General features: G+C 51.3%; 21 protein-coding genes. All 21 read left to right on the top strand.

Features of this window, described 5'->3' with window-relative positions; translation table 11 throughout:
• Positions 1-164: 164 nt before the first annotated feature.
• The gene (locus tag M1L66_RS31435; RefSeq protein WP_434689598.1) at positions 165-1,553 is read left to right on the top strand and encodes a radical SAM/SPASM domain-containing protein; all 1,389 of its coding nucleotides are present in this window, start codon (positions 165-167) and stop codon (positions 1,551-1,553) included.
• Positions 1,553-2,530, top strand: a complete 978-nt coding sequence (locus tag M1L66_RS31430) for a hypothetical protein (protein ID WP_434689596.1) — start codon at positions 1,553-1,555, stop codon at positions 2,528-2,530. The genes M1L66_RS31435 and M1L66_RS31430 overlap by 1 nt, the downstream gene beginning before the upstream one ends.
• Before the next feature lie 224 nt (positions 2,531-2,754).
• Positions 2,755-3,090, top strand: a complete 336-nt coding sequence (locus M1L66_RS31425; protein WP_055659138.1) for an AtpZ/AtpI family protein — start codon at positions 2,755-2,757, stop codon at positions 3,088-3,090.
• Positions 3,091-3,110: 20 nt separating this feature from the next.
• Positions 3,111-3,512 (top strand): ATP synthase subunit I, encoded by a 402-nt coding sequence (locus M1L66_RS31420; RefSeq protein WP_434689594.1) that lies wholly within the window; start codon positions 3,111-3,113, stop codon positions 3,510-3,512.
• 51 nt (positions 3,513-3,563) lie between these two features.
• Positions 3,564-4,265: a F0F1 ATP synthase subunit A gene (gene atpB / locus M1L66_RS31415; RefSeq protein WP_055659136.1), complete on the top strand. Its 702-nt coding sequence runs from the start codon at positions 3,564-3,566 to the stop codon at positions 4,263-4,265.
• A gap of 71 nt (positions 4,266-4,336) precedes the next feature.
• Entirely contained in the window at positions 4,337-4,594 is a 258-nt protein-coding gene (gene atpE, locus M1L66_RS31410; protein ID WP_002605128.1) for an ATP synthase F0 subunit C, read from the top strand.
• A 43-nt stretch (positions 4,595-4,637) separates the two neighbouring features.
• Positions 4,638-5,153, top strand: a complete 516-nt coding sequence (gene atpF / locus M1L66_RS31405; protein ID WP_002605127.1) for a F0F1 ATP synthase subunit B — start codon at positions 4,638-4,640, stop codon at positions 5,151-5,153.
• Positions 5,141-5,689 (top strand): ATP synthase F1 subunit delta, encoded by a 549-nt coding sequence (atpH, locus tag M1L66_RS31400; RefSeq protein WP_002605126.1) that lies wholly within the window; start codon positions 5,141-5,143, stop codon positions 5,687-5,689. The genes atpF and atpH overlap by 13 nt, the downstream gene beginning before the upstream one ends.
• Positions 5,690-5,723: 34 nt before the next feature.
• Complete coding sequence (atpA, locus tag M1L66_RS31395; protein ID WP_117633036.1) at positions 5,724-7,226, top strand: F0F1 ATP synthase subunit alpha; 1,503 nt, start codon at positions 5,724-5,726, stop codon at positions 7,224-7,226.
• A 16-nt stretch (positions 7,227-7,242) separates the two neighbouring features.
• On the top strand, positions 7,243-8,097 hold the full coding sequence (gene atpG / locus M1L66_RS31390; protein WP_434689590.1) for an ATP synthase F1 subunit gamma: 855 nt from the start codon (positions 7,243-7,245) through the stop codon (positions 8,095-8,097).
• Positions 8,098-8,161: 64 nt separating this feature from the next.
• The gene (atpD, locus tag M1L66_RS31385) at positions 8,162-9,553 is read left to right on the top strand and encodes a F0F1 ATP synthase subunit beta (protein WP_055659131.1); all 1,392 of its coding nucleotides are present in this window, start codon (positions 8,162-8,164) and stop codon (positions 9,551-9,553) included.
• 11 nt (positions 9,554-9,564) lie between these two features.
• A complete protein-coding gene (atpC, locus tag M1L66_RS31380) occupies positions 9,565-9,963 on the top strand; it encodes an ATP synthase F1 subunit epsilon (protein WP_187023768.1) in 399 nt (132 codons plus the stop codon).
• Positions 9,964-10,158: 195 nt separating this feature from the next.
• The gene (locus tag M1L66_RS31375; RefSeq protein WP_434689587.1) at positions 10,159-11,355 is read left to right on the top strand and encodes an NlpC/P60 family protein; all 1,197 of its coding nucleotides are present in this window, start codon (positions 10,159-10,161) and stop codon (positions 11,353-11,355) included.
• An 81-nt stretch (positions 11,356-11,436) separates the two neighbouring features.
• Entirely contained in the window at positions 11,437-12,666 is a 1,230-nt protein-coding gene (locus tag M1L66_RS31370; RefSeq protein WP_187023770.1) for an N-acetylmuramoyl-L-alanine amidase family protein, read from the top strand.
• 18 nt (positions 12,667-12,684) lie between these two features.
• Complete coding sequence (locus tag M1L66_RS31365) at positions 12,685-13,887, top strand: N-acetylmuramoyl-L-alanine amidase family protein (protein ID WP_187023771.1); 1,203 nt, start codon at positions 12,685-12,687, stop codon at positions 13,885-13,887.
• 297 nt (positions 13,888-14,184) lie between these two features.
• Complete coding sequence (locus M1L66_RS31360) at positions 14,185-14,493, top strand: flagellar hook-basal body complex protein FliE (protein WP_187023772.1); 309 nt, start codon at positions 14,185-14,187, stop codon at positions 14,491-14,493.
• Positions 14,494-14,522: 29 nt separating this feature from the next.
• Positions 14,523-16,142, top strand: a complete 1,620-nt coding sequence (fliF, locus tag M1L66_RS31355) for a flagellar basal-body MS-ring/collar protein FliF (RefSeq protein ID WP_434689584.1) — start codon at positions 14,523-14,525, stop codon at positions 16,140-16,142.
• Position 16,143: 1 nt separating this feature from the next.
• Complete coding sequence (gene fliG, locus M1L66_RS31350) at positions 16,144-17,151, top strand: flagellar motor switch protein FliG (RefSeq protein ID WP_187023774.1); 1,008 nt, start codon at positions 16,144-16,146, stop codon at positions 17,149-17,151.
• Positions 17,135-17,923, top strand: a complete 789-nt coding sequence (locus M1L66_RS31345; RefSeq protein ID WP_187023775.1) for a FliH/SctL family protein — start codon at positions 17,135-17,137, stop codon at positions 17,921-17,923. The genes fliG and M1L66_RS31345 overlap by 17 nt, the downstream gene beginning before the upstream one ends.
• Before the next feature lie 20 nt (positions 17,924-17,943).
• Positions 17,944-19,245 carry a FliI/YscN family ATPase gene (locus tag M1L66_RS31340; RefSeq protein WP_187023776.1) on the top strand — a complete coding sequence of 434 codons (1,302 nt, stop codon included), beginning with the start codon at positions 17,944-17,946 and terminating at the stop codon, positions 19,243-19,245.
• Between the two features lie 10 nt (positions 19,246-19,255).
• Complete coding sequence (locus M1L66_RS31335) at positions 19,256-19,708, top strand: flagellar export protein FliJ (protein ID WP_434689581.1); 453 nt, start codon at positions 19,256-19,258, stop codon at positions 19,706-19,708.
• Positions 19,709-19,723 lie beyond the last annotated feature (15 nt).

Below are 19,723 nucleotides of genomic sequence, written 5' to 3'. Positions count from 1 at the left end.
CCGCCGGTTGAGTGTCCGGTTCGGAAGAGATTCCGGGCCGGGTGCTTACCCAGGCGGTTTTTTGCACTTTTAAACATATGGATTTCCGGCAGACGCTGTGGTAAAATTTTCAGTATACATACAGAAAGCCGAAGTGAGGCGGCTGCAGGAAAGGAGGAGGCATCATGGTGTTAAAACGGGAGGCGGCAGCATACAGGGCCTGGAAGGAGGGCGTGGTACATACGACTCTGAACCCAAAAGGGCCGGGCGCGGTGCGGATTCATCTCATTCCCCCGAAATATCGCCCCTTTGGAAAAAATCCTTATGCGATGATTTTAAATGGATATTACATCCTTCCGCTGGGATACTCCTGGGCGGTTCTCCTGGGGAATTTTATCCGTGAGGTGAACCGGTATGACGGCCGTCCCATGGACGAAAAAGATATGGAAAAGGTCGTGACGGCGGCCGTGGAGAGGACGGGGAAGTCGTACCGGGTACCTGAGGAACAGCTGCGCGGCGATCTGGAGGAAATGCTGGCCATGCTTTACGGTGCCGCCTGCGGAGAAGAACCCTCCGGGGAGATCGAACCGCTGTCCCTGCGGGAGTATGCGCCACACATGACGGCGCCTTACCGGATGGATCTGATGGTGAGTGCCATGACGAAGGCGGACGGAGGCTGGAACTGTAATTTACAGTGCCGCCACTGCTACGCCGCCGGACAGCCGGAGGCAGAGGGAAAAGAGCTTAATACGGAGCAATGGAAGAAAATTATCGACAGGCTGAAAAGCGCCGGTGTGCCCCAGGTTACCTTTACGGGCGGGGAACCGACGCAGCGCAGGGACTTAGTGGAGCTGGTCGCGTACTCGCGGTGGTTTGTGACGCGCCTCAATACCAATGGAATCCTGCTTACGCCGGATTTATGCAGGGAGCTTTACGAGGCCAGCCTGGACAGCGTACAGATCACGCTTTATTCCTGGGACAGCGGGATTCACGATTCCCTTGTCGGCCGGAAAGGCGGCTTTCACAAAACCACAGAAGGAATCCGGAACGCATTAAACGCAGGACTTAATGTCAGCGTGAATACGCCGCTGTGCAGGGATAACCAGGATTATGGGAAGACGCTGGCGTTTTTAGACGGACTGGGGGTCCGGTATGTCACCTGCTCCGGGCTGATCGAGACGGGCAACGCCTCCTCCGGCGGCTCAGTCTCCAGCCAGCTGTCCGTCAGGGAGATGGGAGAGATTCTGACAGCAGCGGCGGAAATCTGCCGGGAAACGGGGATGGAGATCGGTTTTACGTCACCCGGCCGGGCGGAGGTGAAGCTCTTAAAGCGGCTGGGAATACCGGTGCCCATGTGCGGCGCCTGTCTGTCCAACATGGCCGTGACACCCGACGGGCTGGCCGTTCCGTGTCAGAGCTGGCTGGGCGGTGTGGTTCTGGGGGATATGAAAAAAGATTCCTGGAAAAGCATCTGGAACCATGCGATGTGCAAAAAAATCCGGGCCATGGGGGAAGAGGAAAGCCTGTTCTGCCCGCTCCGAACCGGGAAATCCGAAAAGGGTGGTGAAACGTAATGGCCAAATCGAGGGCAAAAGCAGAGGAAGAGGAAAAGAAAAAACTGAAAAAAGAGAGAATCCGGAAAGCCCTGATCCTGGCGGCCATCGGTCTGGCCGTACTGATCATTTATCTGATTATCGCCTGTATGCCGTTAGATGAGATGACGGACTACCGCGTTCACGTGACGCCCCAGGACGATGGAAGCCTGGAGATTACATACAGCTATGAGTGGAAGGTCTTAAATGATTCAAAGGAGGGACCTTTCAGCTGGGTGAAGCTGGGCATGGCGAATCCTAACTATGTGGTGAAGGAGTTTGGCGGAGCAGCCGGTGGAATTCGTTACCAGCCGTCAGAATCTTCTGAGAATCCCATGCTGGAGCTGTATCTGGACCGGTCCTATTACAAGGGGGAGACAGCCACCTTCTGGTTTACGGTACATCAGAGAAACATGCTGTGTGAGAACAGCGCCGACCCGGAAGGGCCATTTTACGATTTCACACCGGGCTGGTTTGATGAAATGCGTGTGAAGCACTACGTGTTTACCTGGGAGCAGAGGCGGAATATCCTGACCCATAACGCGGACCGGACGGAAGACGGAGACCTGGTGTGGGAGGGGGCCCTGAAAAAAGGGGAGAGCAGACAGATGAAGCTGACCTGCGCCCTGGAGGGTTTCCGGCGGCCGGAGCTGGTTGTCTGGAAGGAGTACCGCAATGGCGTGGAGGGGGACAACCCCATCGTTGGAGCCATTACCATCGTCCTGTTTTTCGGTGCGCTGTGCGCCGTATTCGGCTTCCTGGGGGATTCCGACCAGAGCCATTACAACGGAGGCCGCGGCTATCACGGCTATCACGGGCCGCGAAGCGGGGGAGGCAGCTGTGCGTGTGCGTGTGCCTGTGCGGGCTGCGCGTGTGCCTGCGCCTGCGCGGGAGGCGGAAGAGCCGGATGCAGTAAGAAGGATTTCTATCATACGGCAGATAAAAAAGAAGAGAAATAGTGGAAAAAGCCTAAAAAATTTTTAGAATTTGAATAAAAAAGTGGGAATCGGGGTAAGATATAGCAAACCGGCTCCCCTTTTTTTGTACTAAAAAATGTACAAAAACCCGCAATTTGTATACCATCCAATATTATCCAGTAAAATTTACGTACATAATAGACAAAATCAAAATTTTTAGGTATAATACCATGTATATGTGCAAAATGCAGAAAGCAGGTGGATTCATGCGCCATAAAAAGAGCGTAATGAGGAATATGATGATGGTTACCCAACTGGGTCTCAGCGTCATGGTGCCTGTGTTTGTCTGTATTCTTGCCGGCAGCTGGATTGACCGGCATGCCGGGACGAACCTGACGATCTTTCTGATGTTTCTGGGATTTCTGGCAGGCGGATGGAACGGCTACAAGGTAGCCATGACGACGCTTCGGATGAATGAACAGGAAGAGAAAAAAGAGGATCAGGAGGCACGTCGGGAGCAAATGGGAGAGCCGCGTCCGCCGGTGCATAAGCCGAAGCAGAAGAGCCGCGTAAGGAGACATGAGGATGATGAAAAGCTTTAGAAAACAGGAGGATTTGTGAATTGGGGAAGGAAACAAAGAATCTGGTGCTTGAGGTTTCATCAGGAATCGTGATTTTTACCGTGGCAGCCATGCTGGTTGCGCTTATTGTGTATCCGAAGCCGTCGGTTTTTGCCGGGCTCCTGCTGGGGATGGTCCTGGCTCTTGCCATGTTTTTTTCCATGGCGGAGGTGCTGGACCGCTCCATGAAGACGGAAGATTCGAAGACTGTCCAGAAAAGGACGGTGATCAGTTCGGTCATCCGTTATGTCGTGCTTTTTGCTGTTCTGGTTATCGTCTTGGTCTGGTTTCCGGATCAGGTCAATGCGGTTGCCCTAGTAATCGGAGTCCTCGGACTCAAGGCTGGTGCATATCTGCAGCCGGTTATACACAGGATCGTGTCACGTGGGAAAAAAGAGGAGTAATTTTCGTGTACAGGAGCCGGTGTGATCAAGTAAGAAAGGAGGCTTAAGCGTATGGGCATAGCTAGTGCCAATAATGTGGACTTTATGATCAAGGGCGTTTTCAAGTTTCAGGCATTCGGCCAGGAACTCTGGGTAACAACGACTGAGATCGGTTTAAGTATCGTGACCATTGTCATATTGCTGATCGCAATTGTAACCAATGTTAAGATGAAAAAAGCGACGGAAGTACCGGGCACATTCCAGAATATCATGGAATTCGCAGTAGAGACGCTTGATAACATGGTAAACGGCACAATGGGTCATAATGCGAAAAAGTTCGTTAACTATATCGGAACTATATTTATTTTCATATTGTTCTGCAATATTGGCGGCTTATTTGGACTCAGAACACCAACAGGAGACTTTGGTGTAACGTTTATGCTGGGTATCTTCACATTCTGCATTACACAGTATCAGGGTATTAAAAACCACGGAATCGGTCATCTGACGAGCATGTTCAAACCGTTTCCGATCCTATTCCCGATTAACTTGATCGGAGAGATTACAAATCCACTGTCTCAGGCGCTTCGTCTGTTCGGTAATATGATGTCAGGCGTTGTAATCATGGGATTGTGGTACGGCATGATGCCAATTTTTGTAAAAATTGGTATCCCGTCATTTTTACATGTATATTGTGACCTGTTCTCGGGATGTATACAGACATATGTATTCTGTATGCTGACCATGGTATATGTCAATGATAAGATGGATTAACAAGGATTGTTTTCACAATCAAAAAGCGCAGGAGCGCGTAATACAAAATTGATTTCAGGAGGAAGTTATCTATGAACGGAATTTCAGGACAGGATTTTATCTTAGGTTGTTCAGCAATCGGTGCGGGCCTTGCGATGATCGCAGGTATCGGACCTGGTATTGGACAGGGTATCGCAGCAGGACACGCAGCAGCAGCAGTAGGCCGCAATCCGGGCGCGAAGTCTGATATCACATCTACCATGCTTTTAGGCCAGGCCGTTGCCGAGACAACAGGTCTTTACGGTTTCGCTGTCGCTGCTATCCTTATGTTCTTAAAGCCATTCAGCTAAAGAGAAGAACGGATAAGAATAGAGAGCGAGAGGAGGCGAAACCTTGGAACGATTATTGGGATTTGACCCACAGCTGCTTTTCGATGCGTTTGTGACGGGCATTAACGTCTTTATCCTGTTTTTCGCGTTATCCTATCTGCTGTTCAACACCGTGCGTGACGTCCTGGAGAGAAGAAGACAGAAGATCGCCGGAGAACTGAAGTCCGCTGCTGATGACAAAGAAGCTGCAAGAGCCATGAAGGAAGAGTACCAGACACGGCTTACCAGCGTCAATAAAGAAGCGGAACAGATATTAGAGGATGCGAGAAAGAGAGCAAAACAGCGCGAAGCAGAAATACTTACAGAAGCCAGGGAAGAAGCGAACCGCATTATTGAGAGGGGTAACCGCGAAGTAGAGCTGGAGAGAAAGAAAGCGCTTGACGATATGAAGGAACAGATCATATCCATCGCTTCTGTCATGGCCGGCAAGGTTGTGGCTGCGTCCATTGATACAACGGTATCGGATGCCCTGATTGAGGAAACTTTGAAAGAGATGGGTGAGAGCACATGGCAAAGCTAGTATCAAAAGTATACGGCGATGCATTGTTTGAAGAGTCCATCGAAAAGCAGAGTGTTGACACCCTGTTTCATGAGGTGAAGGCGCTGCTTGCCATTTGGCGGGAGAACCGGGAACTGGCGGAACTTCTGGATAATCCAAAGATTGTGAAGGAAGAGAAGATCGGTATCATAACGAATATCTTCGCCGGCCGGGTGTCAGACGATCTGATGGGTTTTCTGGCAGTCATTGTCGACAAGGGCAGACAGAAGGACATTCCTGCAATCTGCACGTATTTTATCGATACGGTCAAAGAATATAAGAAAATCGGCGTGGCCCATGTGGCGAGCGCCGTGGAATTAAAGAGTGAACAGAAAGCCATGATCGAACAGAGGCTTTTAGAAATCACGGAGTACGTGGAATTTGAGATGGAGTATTCGGTGGACCCGTCCTTAATCGGCGGTCTGGTTATCCGGATCGGAGACCGCGTCGTGGACTCCAGCATTAAAACGCAGATTAACGAGCTGCACCGCAGCTTGTCAAAACTGCAGTTATCGTAACAAATAGAAAGATAGAAGGAAGGTGCAAACCTTAATGAATTTAAGACCAGAAGAGATCAGTTCTGTCATCAAGGAACAGATTGAAAGATATTCTACAAAGCTGGAAGTCTCTGATGTTGGTACAGTCATTCAGGTAGCGGACGGAATTGCACGTATCCACGGTCTTGAGAACGCCATGCAGGGTGAACTTTTAGAGTTCCCGGGAGATATCTACGGCATGGTACTCAACCTGGAAGAGGATAACGTGGGCGCCGTTTTACTCGGTGCTGGAGACATCAGCGAGGGCGATACCGTTAAGACGACCGGCCGCGTGGTGGAAGTTCCTGTCGGCGATGCGATGACCGGCCGCGTGGTGAACGCGCTGGGACAGCCGGTAGATGGCAAGGGACCGGTCCAGACAGACAAATTCCGTCAGATCGAGCGAGTTGCTCACGGCGTAATTGACAGAAAATCAGTAGACACGCCGCTTCAGACCGGTATCAAGGCGATCGACGCCATGATCCCCATCGGAAGAGGACAGCGTGAATTAATTATCGGCGACCGTCAGACAGGTAAGACGGCGATTGCCATCGATACCATCATCAACCAGAGGGGCCAGGGCGTTCACTGTATCTATGTGGCCATCGGCCAGAAGGCTTCTACGGTTGCTACCATTGTTAAGACTCTTGAGGAGTACGGCGCTATGGATTACACCACCATCGTGGTATCCACGGCTTCCGACTTGGCTCCTCTTCAGTATATTGCTCCATACTCCGGATGCGCCATCGGCGAGGAGTGGATGGAGAACGGCGAGGACGTGCTGGTTGTTTACGATGACTTAAGTAAACATGCGGCGGCTTACCGTACCCTGTCCTTACTGCTCAAGAGACCACCGGGACGTGAGGCATATCCGGGCGATGTATTCTATCTCCATTCAAGACTTTTAGAGAGAGCAAGTAAGTTATCCGACGCTTTAGGCGGCGGCTCCTTAACGGCTCTTCCGATTATTGAGACTCAGGCAGGTGACGTTTCGGCATATATTCCGACAAACGTTATCTCTATTACTGACGGCCAGATTTATCTGGAGACAGAGATGTTCAACTCCGGCTTCCGTCCGGCTATCAACGCAGGTCTGTCCGTATCCCGTGTAGGCGGCGCGGCTCAGATCAAGGCGATGAAGAAGATTGCCGCTCCCATCCGTGTGGAGCTGGCTCAGTACCGCGAGCTTGCAAGCTTTGCCCAGTTCGGCTCAGAGCTTGACAAGGAGACCACGGAACAGCTGGCACAGGGCGAGAGAATCAAGGAAGTGTTAAAGCAGGGCCAGTATCAGCCGATGCCGGTAGAATATCAGGTCATGATTATTTTCGCGGCAACCAGAAAACTGCTGCTTGACATTCCGACTCACCGCATTCTTGATTTTGAAAGGGCATTATTCAGCTTTATCGACGGCAAATATCCGCAGATCCCGGCTTCCATCCGTGAGACGAAGCAGATTACCGAGGAGACGGATGCACTGCTGACGAAGGCGATTAACGAGTGTAAAGCGGAGGCTTATTAAAGGCAGGTGAAGAATCATGGCATCCATGAGGGATATCAAACATAGAAAAGAAAGTATTCAAAGCACCGAGCAGATTACGAAAGCCATGAAGCTTGTATCCACCGTGAAGCTGCAGAAGTCCAGAGCGAAGGCGGAAGAATCAAAACCGTATTACGACCTGATGTACGATACCATCTGTTCCATGCTGCGCAAATCCGGCAGTATTGAGCACAAGTATTTAAAGGCGGGAGACTCGAAGAAGAAGGCGGTAATCGCCATCACTTCCAACCGAGGACTGGCGGGCGGTTATAACAACAACATCGTCAAGCTGGTAACGGGTACGGAGGGAGTTACTCCGGAGAATACTGTCATTTATGCAATCGGCCGTAAGGGAAAGGATTCCTTTGTGAGAAAAGGCTATGCGATCGCCGAGGACTATTCCGAGGTTATCAATGAGCCGATCTACCGCGACGCGGCGGATGTGACTGCGGAACTTCTGGATGCGTTTGGTCAGAACCAGATCGGTGAAATCTATCTGGCCTACACTTCATTCAAAAATACGGTGACCCATATTCCGACGCTGAAAAAGCTGCTTCCCGTGGAAGCCGGCAAAGACAGTGAAAAGACGGACCTGGTGCTTATGAACTACGAACCGAATGAAGATCAGGTGCTGGATTCCATCATTCCGAAATATATGAGCAGCTTGATTTATGGCGCGCTATTAGAGGCTGTGGCAAGTGAGAACGGCGCTCGAATGACAGCCATGGATTCTGCGACGAATAACGCGGAAGAGATGATTGAAGAACTTGGTTTGGCATACAACCGTGCAAGACAGGGCTCCATTACGCAGGAGCTTACTGAGATCATTGCAGGTGCCAATGCGATATCATAGGTATAGCGGGTTCGGGGAGCGCGAAGGCGAACCGGACTTCATTATAAAATAAAGGAGAAACAAGATGGCAGAACAAAATATTGGTAAGATCACCCAGATCATCGGTGCCGTACTGGATATCAAGTTCAGCCAGGGCAGGCTTCCGAGCATCAATGATGCAATCGACATCACGATGAAAAACGGAAACCGCCTGGTTGTGGAAGTATCCCAGCACCTTGGCGATGATACCGTAAGATGTATCGCCATGGGTTCGACCGATGGACTGGTGCGTGGTATGGAAGCCGTCGCAACGGGTGCACCGATCACGATACCAGTCGGTGAAGAAACCCTGGGACGTATCTTTAACGTACTGGGTGATCCCATCGATAATAAACCAAAGCCGGTAGTGAAAGAGTACTTACCGATCCACAGACCGGCTCCTACATTTGAAGAGCAGTCCACAGAGACCGAGATTCTGGAGACAGGTATCAAGGTAGTCGATCTTCTCTGCCCCTATCAGAAGGGCGGTAAGATCGGTCTGTTCGGCGGCGCCGGTGTAGGTAAAACCGTATTAATTCAGGAGCTGATTCGTAACATCGCCACAGAGCACGGCGGATATTCCGTATTCACCGGCGTTGGTGAGCGTACCCGTGAGGGCAACGATTTATACTATGAGATGCAGGAATCAGGCGTTATCAATAAGACGACCATGGTGTTCGGACAGATGAACGAGCCGCCGGGAGCCCGTATGAGAGTCGGACTGACCGGACTGACCATGGCAGAGTATTTCCGTGACCAGGCAGGAAAGGACGTCCTTTTGTTCATCGACAACATCTTCCGTTTCACGCAGGCAGGTTCCGAGGTTTCCGCTCTGCTTGGCCGTATGCCATCCGCGGTTGGATACCAGCCGACCCTGCAGACGGAGATGGGCGCTCTCCAGGAGCGTATTACATCGACAAAGAACGGTTCCATCACATCCGTACAGGCTGTTTACGTGCCGGCCGATGACTTGACTGACCCGGCTCCGGCAAACACATTTGCCCATCTGGATGCGACCACCGTTTTAAGCCGTGCGATCGTAGAGCTTGGTATCTATCCGGCTGTAGATCCGCTGGAGTCCACCTCCCGTATCTTAGATCCGCGTATCGTGGGTGAAGAACACTACAAGGTAGCCCGCGGCGTGCAGGAAGTACTTCAGAAGTATAAAGAGTTACAGGATATCATCGCCATGCTGGGTATGGATGAGCTTTCAGAAGAGGATAAGCTTACCGTTTCCCGTGCGAGAAAGATTCAGAGATTCTTATCCCAGCCGTTCTTCGTGGCAGGACAGTTTACCGGTCTGGAAGGCCGTTACGTTCCGCTTGCTGATACGATTCAGGGCTTCAAGGAGATTCTGGAAGGCAAACATGACGATATTCCTGAAAGCTATTTCTTAAATGCAGGTAGTATGGATGATGTTCTTGCCCGTGTGAAATAGGGGGTGGGAATATGGCTGATTTATTCAAACTGCATGTGATTACTCCCGAGCGGAGATTTTACGATGGAGAAGCTTCCATGGTGGAACTTACGACAACGGAGGGGGACATCGGTGTATACAGAAATCATATCCCGCTGACCGCTATCGTGGCTCCCGGAGTCTTAAAGATTCATGAGGAGGGCCAGGTTAAGGAGGCGGCTCTGATGTCCGGATTTATTGAGATTCTTCCGGAGAGAATCACCATTATGGCCGAAGTGGCCGAGTGGCCGGACGAGATCGATAGTAACCGTGCGGAGGAAGCGAGAATCCGTGCGGAGCGCCGCCTGAAAGAAGAGAGCGGCGAAATTGATACCATGAGGGCGGAACTGGCGCTCAGAAGAGCGCTTGTAAGGCTTTCCCTCAGAAAATAGGATTGGTGCGAATGGACTGGTGTCCGATACGTGATGTGTCGGATGCCGGTCTTTTTATTTTACTGTTGCAGGTTACAGAATTTGGAATATTTTAGTAATTTATTCTTAATTTGAAATTATTCCCCAGCTATGGTACACTGATATCAGCAAACGGTTACACCGTTTATTATTATGATATGAGTCAGGGGATTACAAATGATGGGGCATCAGAAACCGGTTCAGTACTGCCGTTTTCTTTTTTATGCAGCCGCAGCGGTCTGCCTGGGGCAGATGCTTTCGTTTGCTTCGGCGGCCTCTCCCGTATCCGAAGCGGAGCGTCAGAAAAAAGAAGCGGAGGAGAGGTACGAGGCTGTAAATAGGGAAGCGGAGGAACTGGAGAAGAAAAAAGGGGACGCCGCGGCGCAGGCTGGCCAACTGGATCTGGAGCTGACAGATTTGCTGACTGATATGGACTTACTGGAGACAGATATGTCCGATATGACGCGGCAGATTGAGAAAGAGGACGTGGAATACCAGAAGGCGGAGGAAAAGCGAAAGCGTCAGTACGAGATACTGAAGAAGCGATTCCAGTATATTTATGAAGAAGGCGATGTCACCTATCTGGACATCCTTCTGAAAGCGAAAACTATCGGCGATGTGATCAATGGGAATGAGTATTTTCAGCAGCTCTATGAGTATGACAGGAAGCTGATTACAGAGTATGAGAAGACGAAGAACGATGCGCTGGGCCGGAAGGAAGTTCTGGAGGAGCGGCAGTCGGAGCTTCAGAGCTTAAAACAGGAATATGGAGTCCGGGAAAAGACGCTTCGGACCATGATTACGAAAAAAAGGGCGGAAGAGTCTGATTTCGACCGCAGACTCAGGGCGGCAAAGGCGGAAGCGGGCAGCCAGGCCGAGATTATAAGGAAGAGGACGGAGGAGATCCGGCTCCTTCAGAAGGAAGAGGAAAGAAAGCGGGAAGAGGAACGCAGGTCGGAAGAACTTCGGAGGAATGCCGAGGCGGCGCAAAACAGCGGCCCCGGAATGATCAAGAGCACGGGCGGTTCGGAATTCGGACGGAATGTTGCGGACTATGCACTGCAGTTTATAGGGAATCCTTATGTGTGGGGCGGCACCAGCCTGACTTCAGGAGCGGACTGCTCCGGGTTCGTCCAGTCGGTCTACCGCCACTTCGGTGTTTCTATCCCGAGAACGTCCGCCGAGCAGGCTGGTTTTGGCAGAGAAATTGCGTATGAAAAGATGGAACCGGGAGATTTGGTCTGTTATCCGGGCCATGTAGCCATGTATATCGGAGGCGGAAGAATTGTCCACGCGCGCTCAGCAAAAGCGGGAATCCGGGTGGATGACAATCCGGCGTACCGCACGATCGTGTCGATACGGAGGCCATGGTAGGCGGCCCGCGGAGAGCGGATTAACGGAGAGTATAAAAAAGAGAAGATTTTAAATAAATGAAATGAACAGGGGGAAAACAAGATGAGATATAAGAACAAATCCGGCAGACTGTGGCTGCTTCTTGCCGCTATAACGATCATGGCAGCCGGTTTTTCCATGGTTACATACGCAGAAGAGGCAATCAGGACCGTGTCGGTAACAGTCACTTCTTCGGTGGAAGCGGAAGCTGATGAGGGAACAGTCTCGGCCACATCAAACAGCTCAAAATACCGGGTGGTATCGTGTGATTTCGCAAATTCCAGGGGAAGTTGGAAGGCGGGGGAGACTCCAAAGGTAAACATCAGGCTGGAGGCAGAGGAAGGATACTATTTCAACTCCATTAACGCAGGAAAGACCACCGTAAAGGGAGCTGTCTATTCGTCAGCAAAGAAGGAGACGGATAACCATTCCCTGATACTGTCCGTAAAACTGAAGGGTGTGAAAGGGACGCTGGGAACCGTGGAGAGCGCATACTGGGAGTCGACACCACTGGGTAAGGCGAGATGGAGTAAGGTGGAAAACGCGCCGGCCTATGAAGTAAAGCTTTACTGCGGAGACCGCATGGTGTACCGGGTGGAAAAGACGTCCTCCACCAATTATGATTTCTTCTCTCATATGACGACGCGGGGCGATTACTATTTCAAAGTGAGAGCCGTGGCGAAGACGGAGTCGGAAGCGGAATATTTAAAAGCCGGAGAGTGGACGGAATCCGATAATCAGGAGATTACAAAACGGGATGCCGAGGCGGCGGAGACACGGAAGTCCTCAGGAAACGGCAGTTCCGGCGGCAGCTCGGGCAGCGGCAGCCAGGGACCCGGGCAGGGAGACGGTCCCGGTTCACAGAATCCTGGTTGGGAACAGGACAGGAATGGCTGGTGGTACCGGAATGCGGACGGAACGTACCCGGTAAACAGCTGGCAGTTAATCAATGATAAATGGTATTTATTTGACATGGGCGGCTACATGCTGACCGGATGGCAGACGAAGAACGGCCGGGAATATTACCTGACGACCAACGGCGACATGGTGACCGGATGGTTCCAGTACAACCGGGTATGGTATTATCTGGACCCGCAGGTGGGGAAAGTGTCCGGCGGATGGCTTCAGCAGGGCGACGACTGGTATTACATGAATCCGGACGGCAGCATGGCAGTTGGCTGGATTCGCTATAAGGACAACTGGTACTATCTGGATCCGGACAGCGGACGGATGGTGAAGGACAGAGTCGTTGAAAAGTATTACATTAATCCGGAGGGTATCTGGATACCGTAGCAGACAGGAGGACAAGATATGTTACGCAGGTTAAGACAGGCTGCCGCAGCTGTTCTGGCGTGTGGCTTGCTGACGGCAGCGATGCCGGGCGCTTCAGGCACAGCTCTGGCAGCGGTGAAAAATGAGACGAGAACACCGATCACTTCCGTGTCGATCAAGGTGCGTTCCGATGTGAAGGCCGACTACGATCTGGATGCGGCTACGGTCTATGTGACGACTGACAGTAATCTCTATACCATCGGAGCTTACACGTGGGTCAACGGCAATAAGGAATACTGGGAACCGGGCGACGTGCCAAAGGTACAGATCGAGATCCATGCCAGAAGCGGCTGTTATTTCGAGAAGACCACAGGAGCGGGGAAGTTCCAGATATTGGGAGCGACCTATGGCTCGGTAAAACGCCAGAATAATAATGAGACACTCCTTCTGACTGTAAAACTGACACCGGCCTCCGGCACGCTGGATATTACGAACTCTGCGGAATGGGTAGGCTATCCGCTGGGAAAAGGCACATGGGAAGAGGTTCCCTACGCCGGAGCGTATGAACTGAAGCTGTACCGCGATGGCCAGATGATTCAGGGTGTGGCAAAGGTCAACGCCACTACCTATGATTTTTATCCCTTTATGACCCAGGCGGGCCGCTACCAGTTCCGTGTCCGTGCAATCCCGAAGGATACGGAGGAGCAGGGGTACATAACCAGCGGTGACTGGGTATATTCTGATGAACAGGATATCGATGACGACCAGACATACAGCCTGGGAGCGGGCAGGCAGAATGCAAATCTGACACCGGCTAACATCGGATGGGTGAAGAATTCCGATGGATGGTGGTACCGCAACGCGGACGGAAGCTATCCTGCAAATACGTGGCAGAACATCGGAGGCTTATGGTATCTGTTCGATTACGATGGTTACATTTTAACCGGATGGCAGATGAAAAACGGCAAATATTATTACATGGACAGCAACGGGGCGATGCAGACCGGATGGTTTCAGGATAACCGGAAGTGGTATTACCTGGCGGCTGACGGAAGCATGCAGACCGGCTGGCTGACGCTGGGCGGCAATACTTACTACTTCGACAGCGACGGAAGCATGCACACCGGATGGCTCCTGGACAACGGAAAATGGTATTATTTTGCACCGGATACCGGAATGATGGTGCGTGGGACAAGCGTCGGCGGCTACTACCTGAACTCTGACGGAGTCTGGGTTCATTAAGAAATGATCACAAACCACTGTATTTTATGGCTGAAACAGGAAACAGCCATAAAATATGGTGGTATTTTTGTTTGTTTATATGGGTGCAATAGATGTCTGACAATATTTTTTTGGGGATAAAAATTTGCATTTTCATTTTGGCAGCAGGTGGAAAGTTATGGAAAAACGTAAGAATTATTACAAAAACCGACTATTTTCTTAAGTTTTAAGTTGACGTAACGATTTTAAAAAGTTATACTGAAAATAACCAAATTTTGTAACCAAAAGCAAAATAAGAGGGGTGCTTGGAGGAGAAATATGTTTATAGTACCAATTACGAGGCTGGAAGGAATTTCATCTTTGGAGGAGATGAAAAAACTTGACAAGACCCCGCAGAAACAGGTGAATAAAAGTTTTCAGAATATATTGACGGACGCGGTAAAGGAAGCGGATCAGGCGGTAAAAGACACCAGAGAAATGGACGTGAAGCTTGCTGCCGGACAGATCGATAATTTACATACAGCCTTGATTCAGGCAGAACAATCCGCTGCTGCAATTGAGTTTACGACCCAGCTGACCAGTAAGGCAGTCAGTGCGTACACTCAGATTATGGGAATGCAGATATAAAATAACAGAAAGATAGCAGTGGTGGAACTATGGGTATGAAAGAAAAAGTGAAAACGGCAGTCGATGGCAATGATACGATCGGCCGTCTTTTGGGTAGCAAAAAAAAGAAAGCTGCGGCAGCGGGGATACTGGCAGCTGTTATTATCGCACTGGCAGCGGCAATCCTGTTAAATACAAATAAAGATGGGGAATACGTAGTGCTCTTCCCCGGTATTTCAAGAGAAGAGAATAACGAGATACTTGCAGTGCTGAACGGTCGAGGAGTCGGCGCGAAGAGAAATGCAGAAGGAGAAGTGACGGTTCCGGAGAACCAGGTCGGTGACATTATGCTTGATATGTCAGAACTTGGATATCCGAAAACGGCACTTCCTTTTGACATTTTTTCGGATAATATGGGCTTTACAACGACAGAGTTTGAAAAGCGCCAGTACCTTCTGTTAAACCTTCAGGACAGAATTGAGCGGACACTGAAGGACATGAACGGCATCAAGAACGCCATAGTGACATTAAATGTATCCGACGACAGCAACTACGTGTGGGACGATCAGGGGGCTGACAGTACAGGCGCCGTCTCCCTGACGCTGATGCCCTCCTGTGAGCTGTCACCGGAGAAGGTGGGTGCGATCAAGAACCTGATTGCCAACAGCGTTCCCAGGCTTCTGCCGGAGAACGTGACTGTAGTCAACGCCGAGACCATGCAGGAGATGGTATCCGACGATGTGGGAGGTCTGACCAGCTACGGTCTGGGCCGTCTGGATTTTGAGGCAAAGGTGGAGAAGCGGCTTCAGGATAAGATTATGAACGTTCTGACTCTTGCGTATTCTCCGGGACAGATCCGCGTATCTGCTACCGTAGTCATCGATTACGATAAGATGATCACCGAGGATCTGCAGTATGAGCCACAGGACAACGGTCAGGGTGTGGTGGATCACTATAAGTCTGGCCAGTCGGTAAATGGCCAGGGCGGAGGCGCCGGTGGTGTAGCCGGGGAAGAAAATAATACGGATATTCCGACTTACGGTGCGGCAGGAACCGGTGGGGCCAATGGGGCTGACGGCGATTACTACCGTGATGTGGATTATCTGGTGGGCTATATTAAGAAACAGATCGAGAAAGACAATGTGAAACTGCAGAAGGCCACCGTGGCTATCACAGTGAATGACAATAATCTGACGGAGTCGAAGAAGCAGCAGCTGATCGATGCGGCGTCGAAGGCTGCCAATATCGCACAGGAAGACATTGTGGTATCCAGCTTCCAGCAGATTGCGTCAGAGAAAACTTCGGAACCGGAAAAGCCGGTGATCCCGGTGACGGCTCCGGGCGTCGGGGGAATCGATCCGCGTGTGCTGGTGGCGGGAGCCGCGGCCGGTGTTTTCTTATTCCTCGTGCTTCTGTTCCTCATTTTACGCCACAGAAGAAAGAAACAGAGAAAAGAAGACCAGGAGCTTTTCGGACCGTTTGAGGGAGATGTCTTTGATCTGGACAGCGACATTGCAGAACGCGCCGAAGAGCGCGCAGTGGAGAATCAGATTGCCGATGTTCCGGTCAAACCCCAGGATCCGGTGAATCAGGTTCGTTCCTTCGCAGAGGACAATCCCGAGATTATCGCATCCATGATAAGTACCTGGCTGAAGGAGGAGAAGAAGTAATATGCCGGCAGAAGAAAGAAGACCAGCAGAAAAAGCTGCGGCCGTCATATCCATGCTCGGTACGGAACGGGCCTCCGAGGTGTTCCGGTATCTGACAGAGAATGAAGTGGAGCAGCTGTCCATGGAGATTACGAGACTCCCTCACCTGGCACCGGATGAGATGGAGGACATAGCCAAGGACTTTTATAATTGCTGTGTGACAGAAAAGGTGATTACAGAGGGCGGAAAAGACTACGCCAAGGAAGTGCTTGAAAAAGCGTTTGGCCAGCAGCAGGCCAGAAATTTGATGGACCGGGTCAGCAAGGCGCTTAAGACCAAGGCATTCAGTTTTATCAGAAAAGTGGATTATAAGACTCTGATGACTGCTATACAGAACGAGCATCCGCAGACGCTGGCGCTTATACTTTCATACGCCACGCCGGAGCAGGCGTCCAAGATCATCGCCAATCTGCCTCAGGAGACACGGGTGGATGTGGTGGAGCGCATTGCAGCTATGGACCGGGCTCTGCCGATGGCAATCAAGATTGCGGAAGAGGTGCTGGAGAAGAAGATCGGCTCCTCATCTTCGGAGGAGACTATGGAGGTGGGCGGACTCAACTACATCGCCGACATTATGAACCATGTGGACCGCAGCACGGAGAGAGATATTTTTGACGAACTGAACTTAAAGAATCCCCAGCTTGCCGAGGATGTGCGCAAGCTGATGTTTGTATTTGAAGATATTGCATACCTGGATCCGCTGTCTATCCAACGCTTCTTAAGAGAGACAGATTCCAAGGATCTGGCGGTTGCGTTAAAGGTGTCCAACAAGGATGTGATGAGTGCAATTTTTGCCAATATGTCCAACCGTATGAGAGAATCCATACAGAGCGACATGGAGTACCTGCATAATATTCGTATGAGCGACGTGGAAGAGGCGCAGCAGAGAATCGTGGCTGTGATCCGCCGTCTGGAGGAAGAGGGCGAGATCGTAATCTCCAAGGATGGAAAGGATGAGATCATTGTATAGGGTAATCAAGTCCGGACAGACGGTGCTGGGGGAAGGAAGAGTTCCGGCCTATCAGATGACCGGCCCCGAGACCGCCCAGGCGGAGGAGATAAGCGGGGAACCGGGGAACGGGGCCAGAGAAGCCGCGGATGGAGCGGTGCCCCGTTATGCACTGATATCCGAAGAAAAGAGAAAGATTCTGGAACATGCCAGAAACCAGGCAGAACAGTCTGCCGCCCGGATTTTAGAGGACGCTTATGCCCAGCGGGATAAGATTGTGAATACGGCCCTGACGGAAGCGGAGCGGCTGAAGCAGCAGGCAGAGGAACACGGCTATGAAGACGGAATAAACCGGGCCGAAGCGGACATATCCGAGGGGCTAAAAAAGATTGGATGGTCTGTGGAACAGGCGGGACGCCAGCTGGAAGAGTACTCGGAGGAGATAAAAGCCAGAATTACAGAGATGGCCCTTGTAATCGCGGAAAAAATTCTGCAGAGAGAAGTAGGTGCCGGTGCAGAGGGACTGGCAGATTTAGTGGAGCAGGCCGTGATGTCGGAGCGGGATAAGAATGAGATCACCGTGCATTTATCGGACGACTCCATCGCTCTGGTGGAGGAACTGGAGAGACGTCTGGAACCATTAAGAGACAGAAACAGCGGATACGTCCGCATCAGACCGGAACAGCAGCAGCCTGGCTATGTGCAGATTGAGACGGAGGAAGGAATCGTGGACGCTTCCGTGTTTGTGCAATTGGAGAATTTAAAGCGGCAGCTGGCGGAATTGTTGAAATAGTGTGACAGGCGGCGCATAAGATGATAGAGAATGTTAGACAGGCGGTTCAGAACGCCAATTTGTATACATATCTGGGGAAAATAGACAAGATCGTAGGAACCACGGTGGAAGCCATGGGGCCTGCGTGCAGGATCGGGGATGTCTGTACCATCGATGTCCCGGGAGACAATCCTCCGGTGAAGGCGGAGGTCGTGGGATTTCGTGAAAACAGGGTACTCCTGATGCCCTACGAGGAGACAGAAGGCATTGGATACGGAAGCGCGGTCCGCAATACGGGGGAGCGCCTTCTCATACCGGTCTCCAATGAGCTGGTCGGCCGTACCGTAGATGCCATGGGAATACCCATCGACGGGCAGGGGCCTTTGAGAGAAGTCGCTTATTATCCCATAACGGGAAAACGTTCCAACCCCATGGAACGGCCCAGAATCGACACCGTGATCCAGATGGGAGTCAAGGCCATCGACGGCCTCTTAACTATTGGCAAGGGGCAGAGGATGGGAATCTTCGCCGGAAGCGGCGTGGGAAAGAGTACATTGATGGGCATGATCGCCAAGAATGTGAAGGCGGATGTCAATGTCATCGCGCTGGTTGGTGAGAGAAGCCGCGAGGTTGTGGAATTCATCAACCGGGATCTGGGAGAAGAAGGCTTAAAGCGCTCGGTCCTGGTAGTGGCCACCTCCAACCAGTCCGCGATGATGCGTTCCAAATGCACCATGACGGCTACTACAATCGCCGAGTATTTCAAAGATCAGGGCATGGATGTGCTTCTGATGATGGATTCCCTCACCCGATTCGCCATGGCACAGCGGGAAGTAGGACTAAGTATCGGAGAACCGCCGGTAGCGAGGGGCTACACGCCTTCCATTTACTCGGAGCTCCCGAAGCTGCTGGAGCGCTCAGGCAATTTTGAGACAGGCTCCATTACCGGAATCTATACGGTTCTGGTGGAAGGCGACGACGCCAATGAACCGGTGTCCGATACGGTGCGCGGCATTATCGACGGGCATATCATGCTGTCGAGAAAGGTGGCGACGCAGAACCGGTATCCGGCCATTGACATCTTATCCAGCGTCAGCCGTCTGATGAGCGACATTGTGATGCCGGAGCACAAAGCGGCGGCCGGAAAGATCCGAAAGCTCCTCTCGGTCTATGAGAGCAACATCGATCTCGTTTCCATCGGAGCGTATAAGAAGGGGACCAATAAGGAACTGGACGACGCGCTGATGAGAATTGATAAAATATATGAGTTTTTGCAGCAGAAGACGGATGAGAGCTTCTCCCTTGATGAGGCCGTCATCCGTATGATCCAACTGACCGAATAGAGAGGTTCTTATGAAAAAGTTTGCATTTTCACTGGAGCGTATGCTGAATTTCCAGAGTCAGAATCTGGAAAAGGAGATGGGAATCTTAGGCAGGCTGACCGCAGAGCGGGATGCACTGGAAGCCCAAAAACGGGATATGGCCGAGAAAGCCGCCGGCGTGCAGGCGGATATAGCCAGGCGGGAAGCGGAGGGAACGACGATATTTGTATTGAAGGCCTGCTTCTCTATACTGGAAAGTGCAAGGAACCAACTGGAGGAGATGGAGGAGGAACTGAAGCTTTTACAGGCAGGGCTGGAACGGCAGCGTCAGATCGTGACAGAGGCATCCAGAGAGGTAAAGAAGCTGGAAAAGCTGAAGGAAAAACAGTTAGAGGAATACCACCGCGGCGAAGCGAAGGAGCAGCAGGAGACCATAGCGGAACATGTTGCGGGTAATTTTGTGCGGCGTGGTGCTTCCCAATAAATATGTCACAGAGAG

It is taken from the genome of Hungatella sp. SB206 (assembly GCF_051132295.1).
Lineage (GTDB): Bacteria > Bacillota > Clostridia > Lachnospirales > Lachnospiraceae > Hungatella > Hungatella effluvii.
The sequence above is the reverse complement of the archived record's forward strand: the minus strand, read 5'-3'. Positions and strand labels throughout refer to the sequence as shown.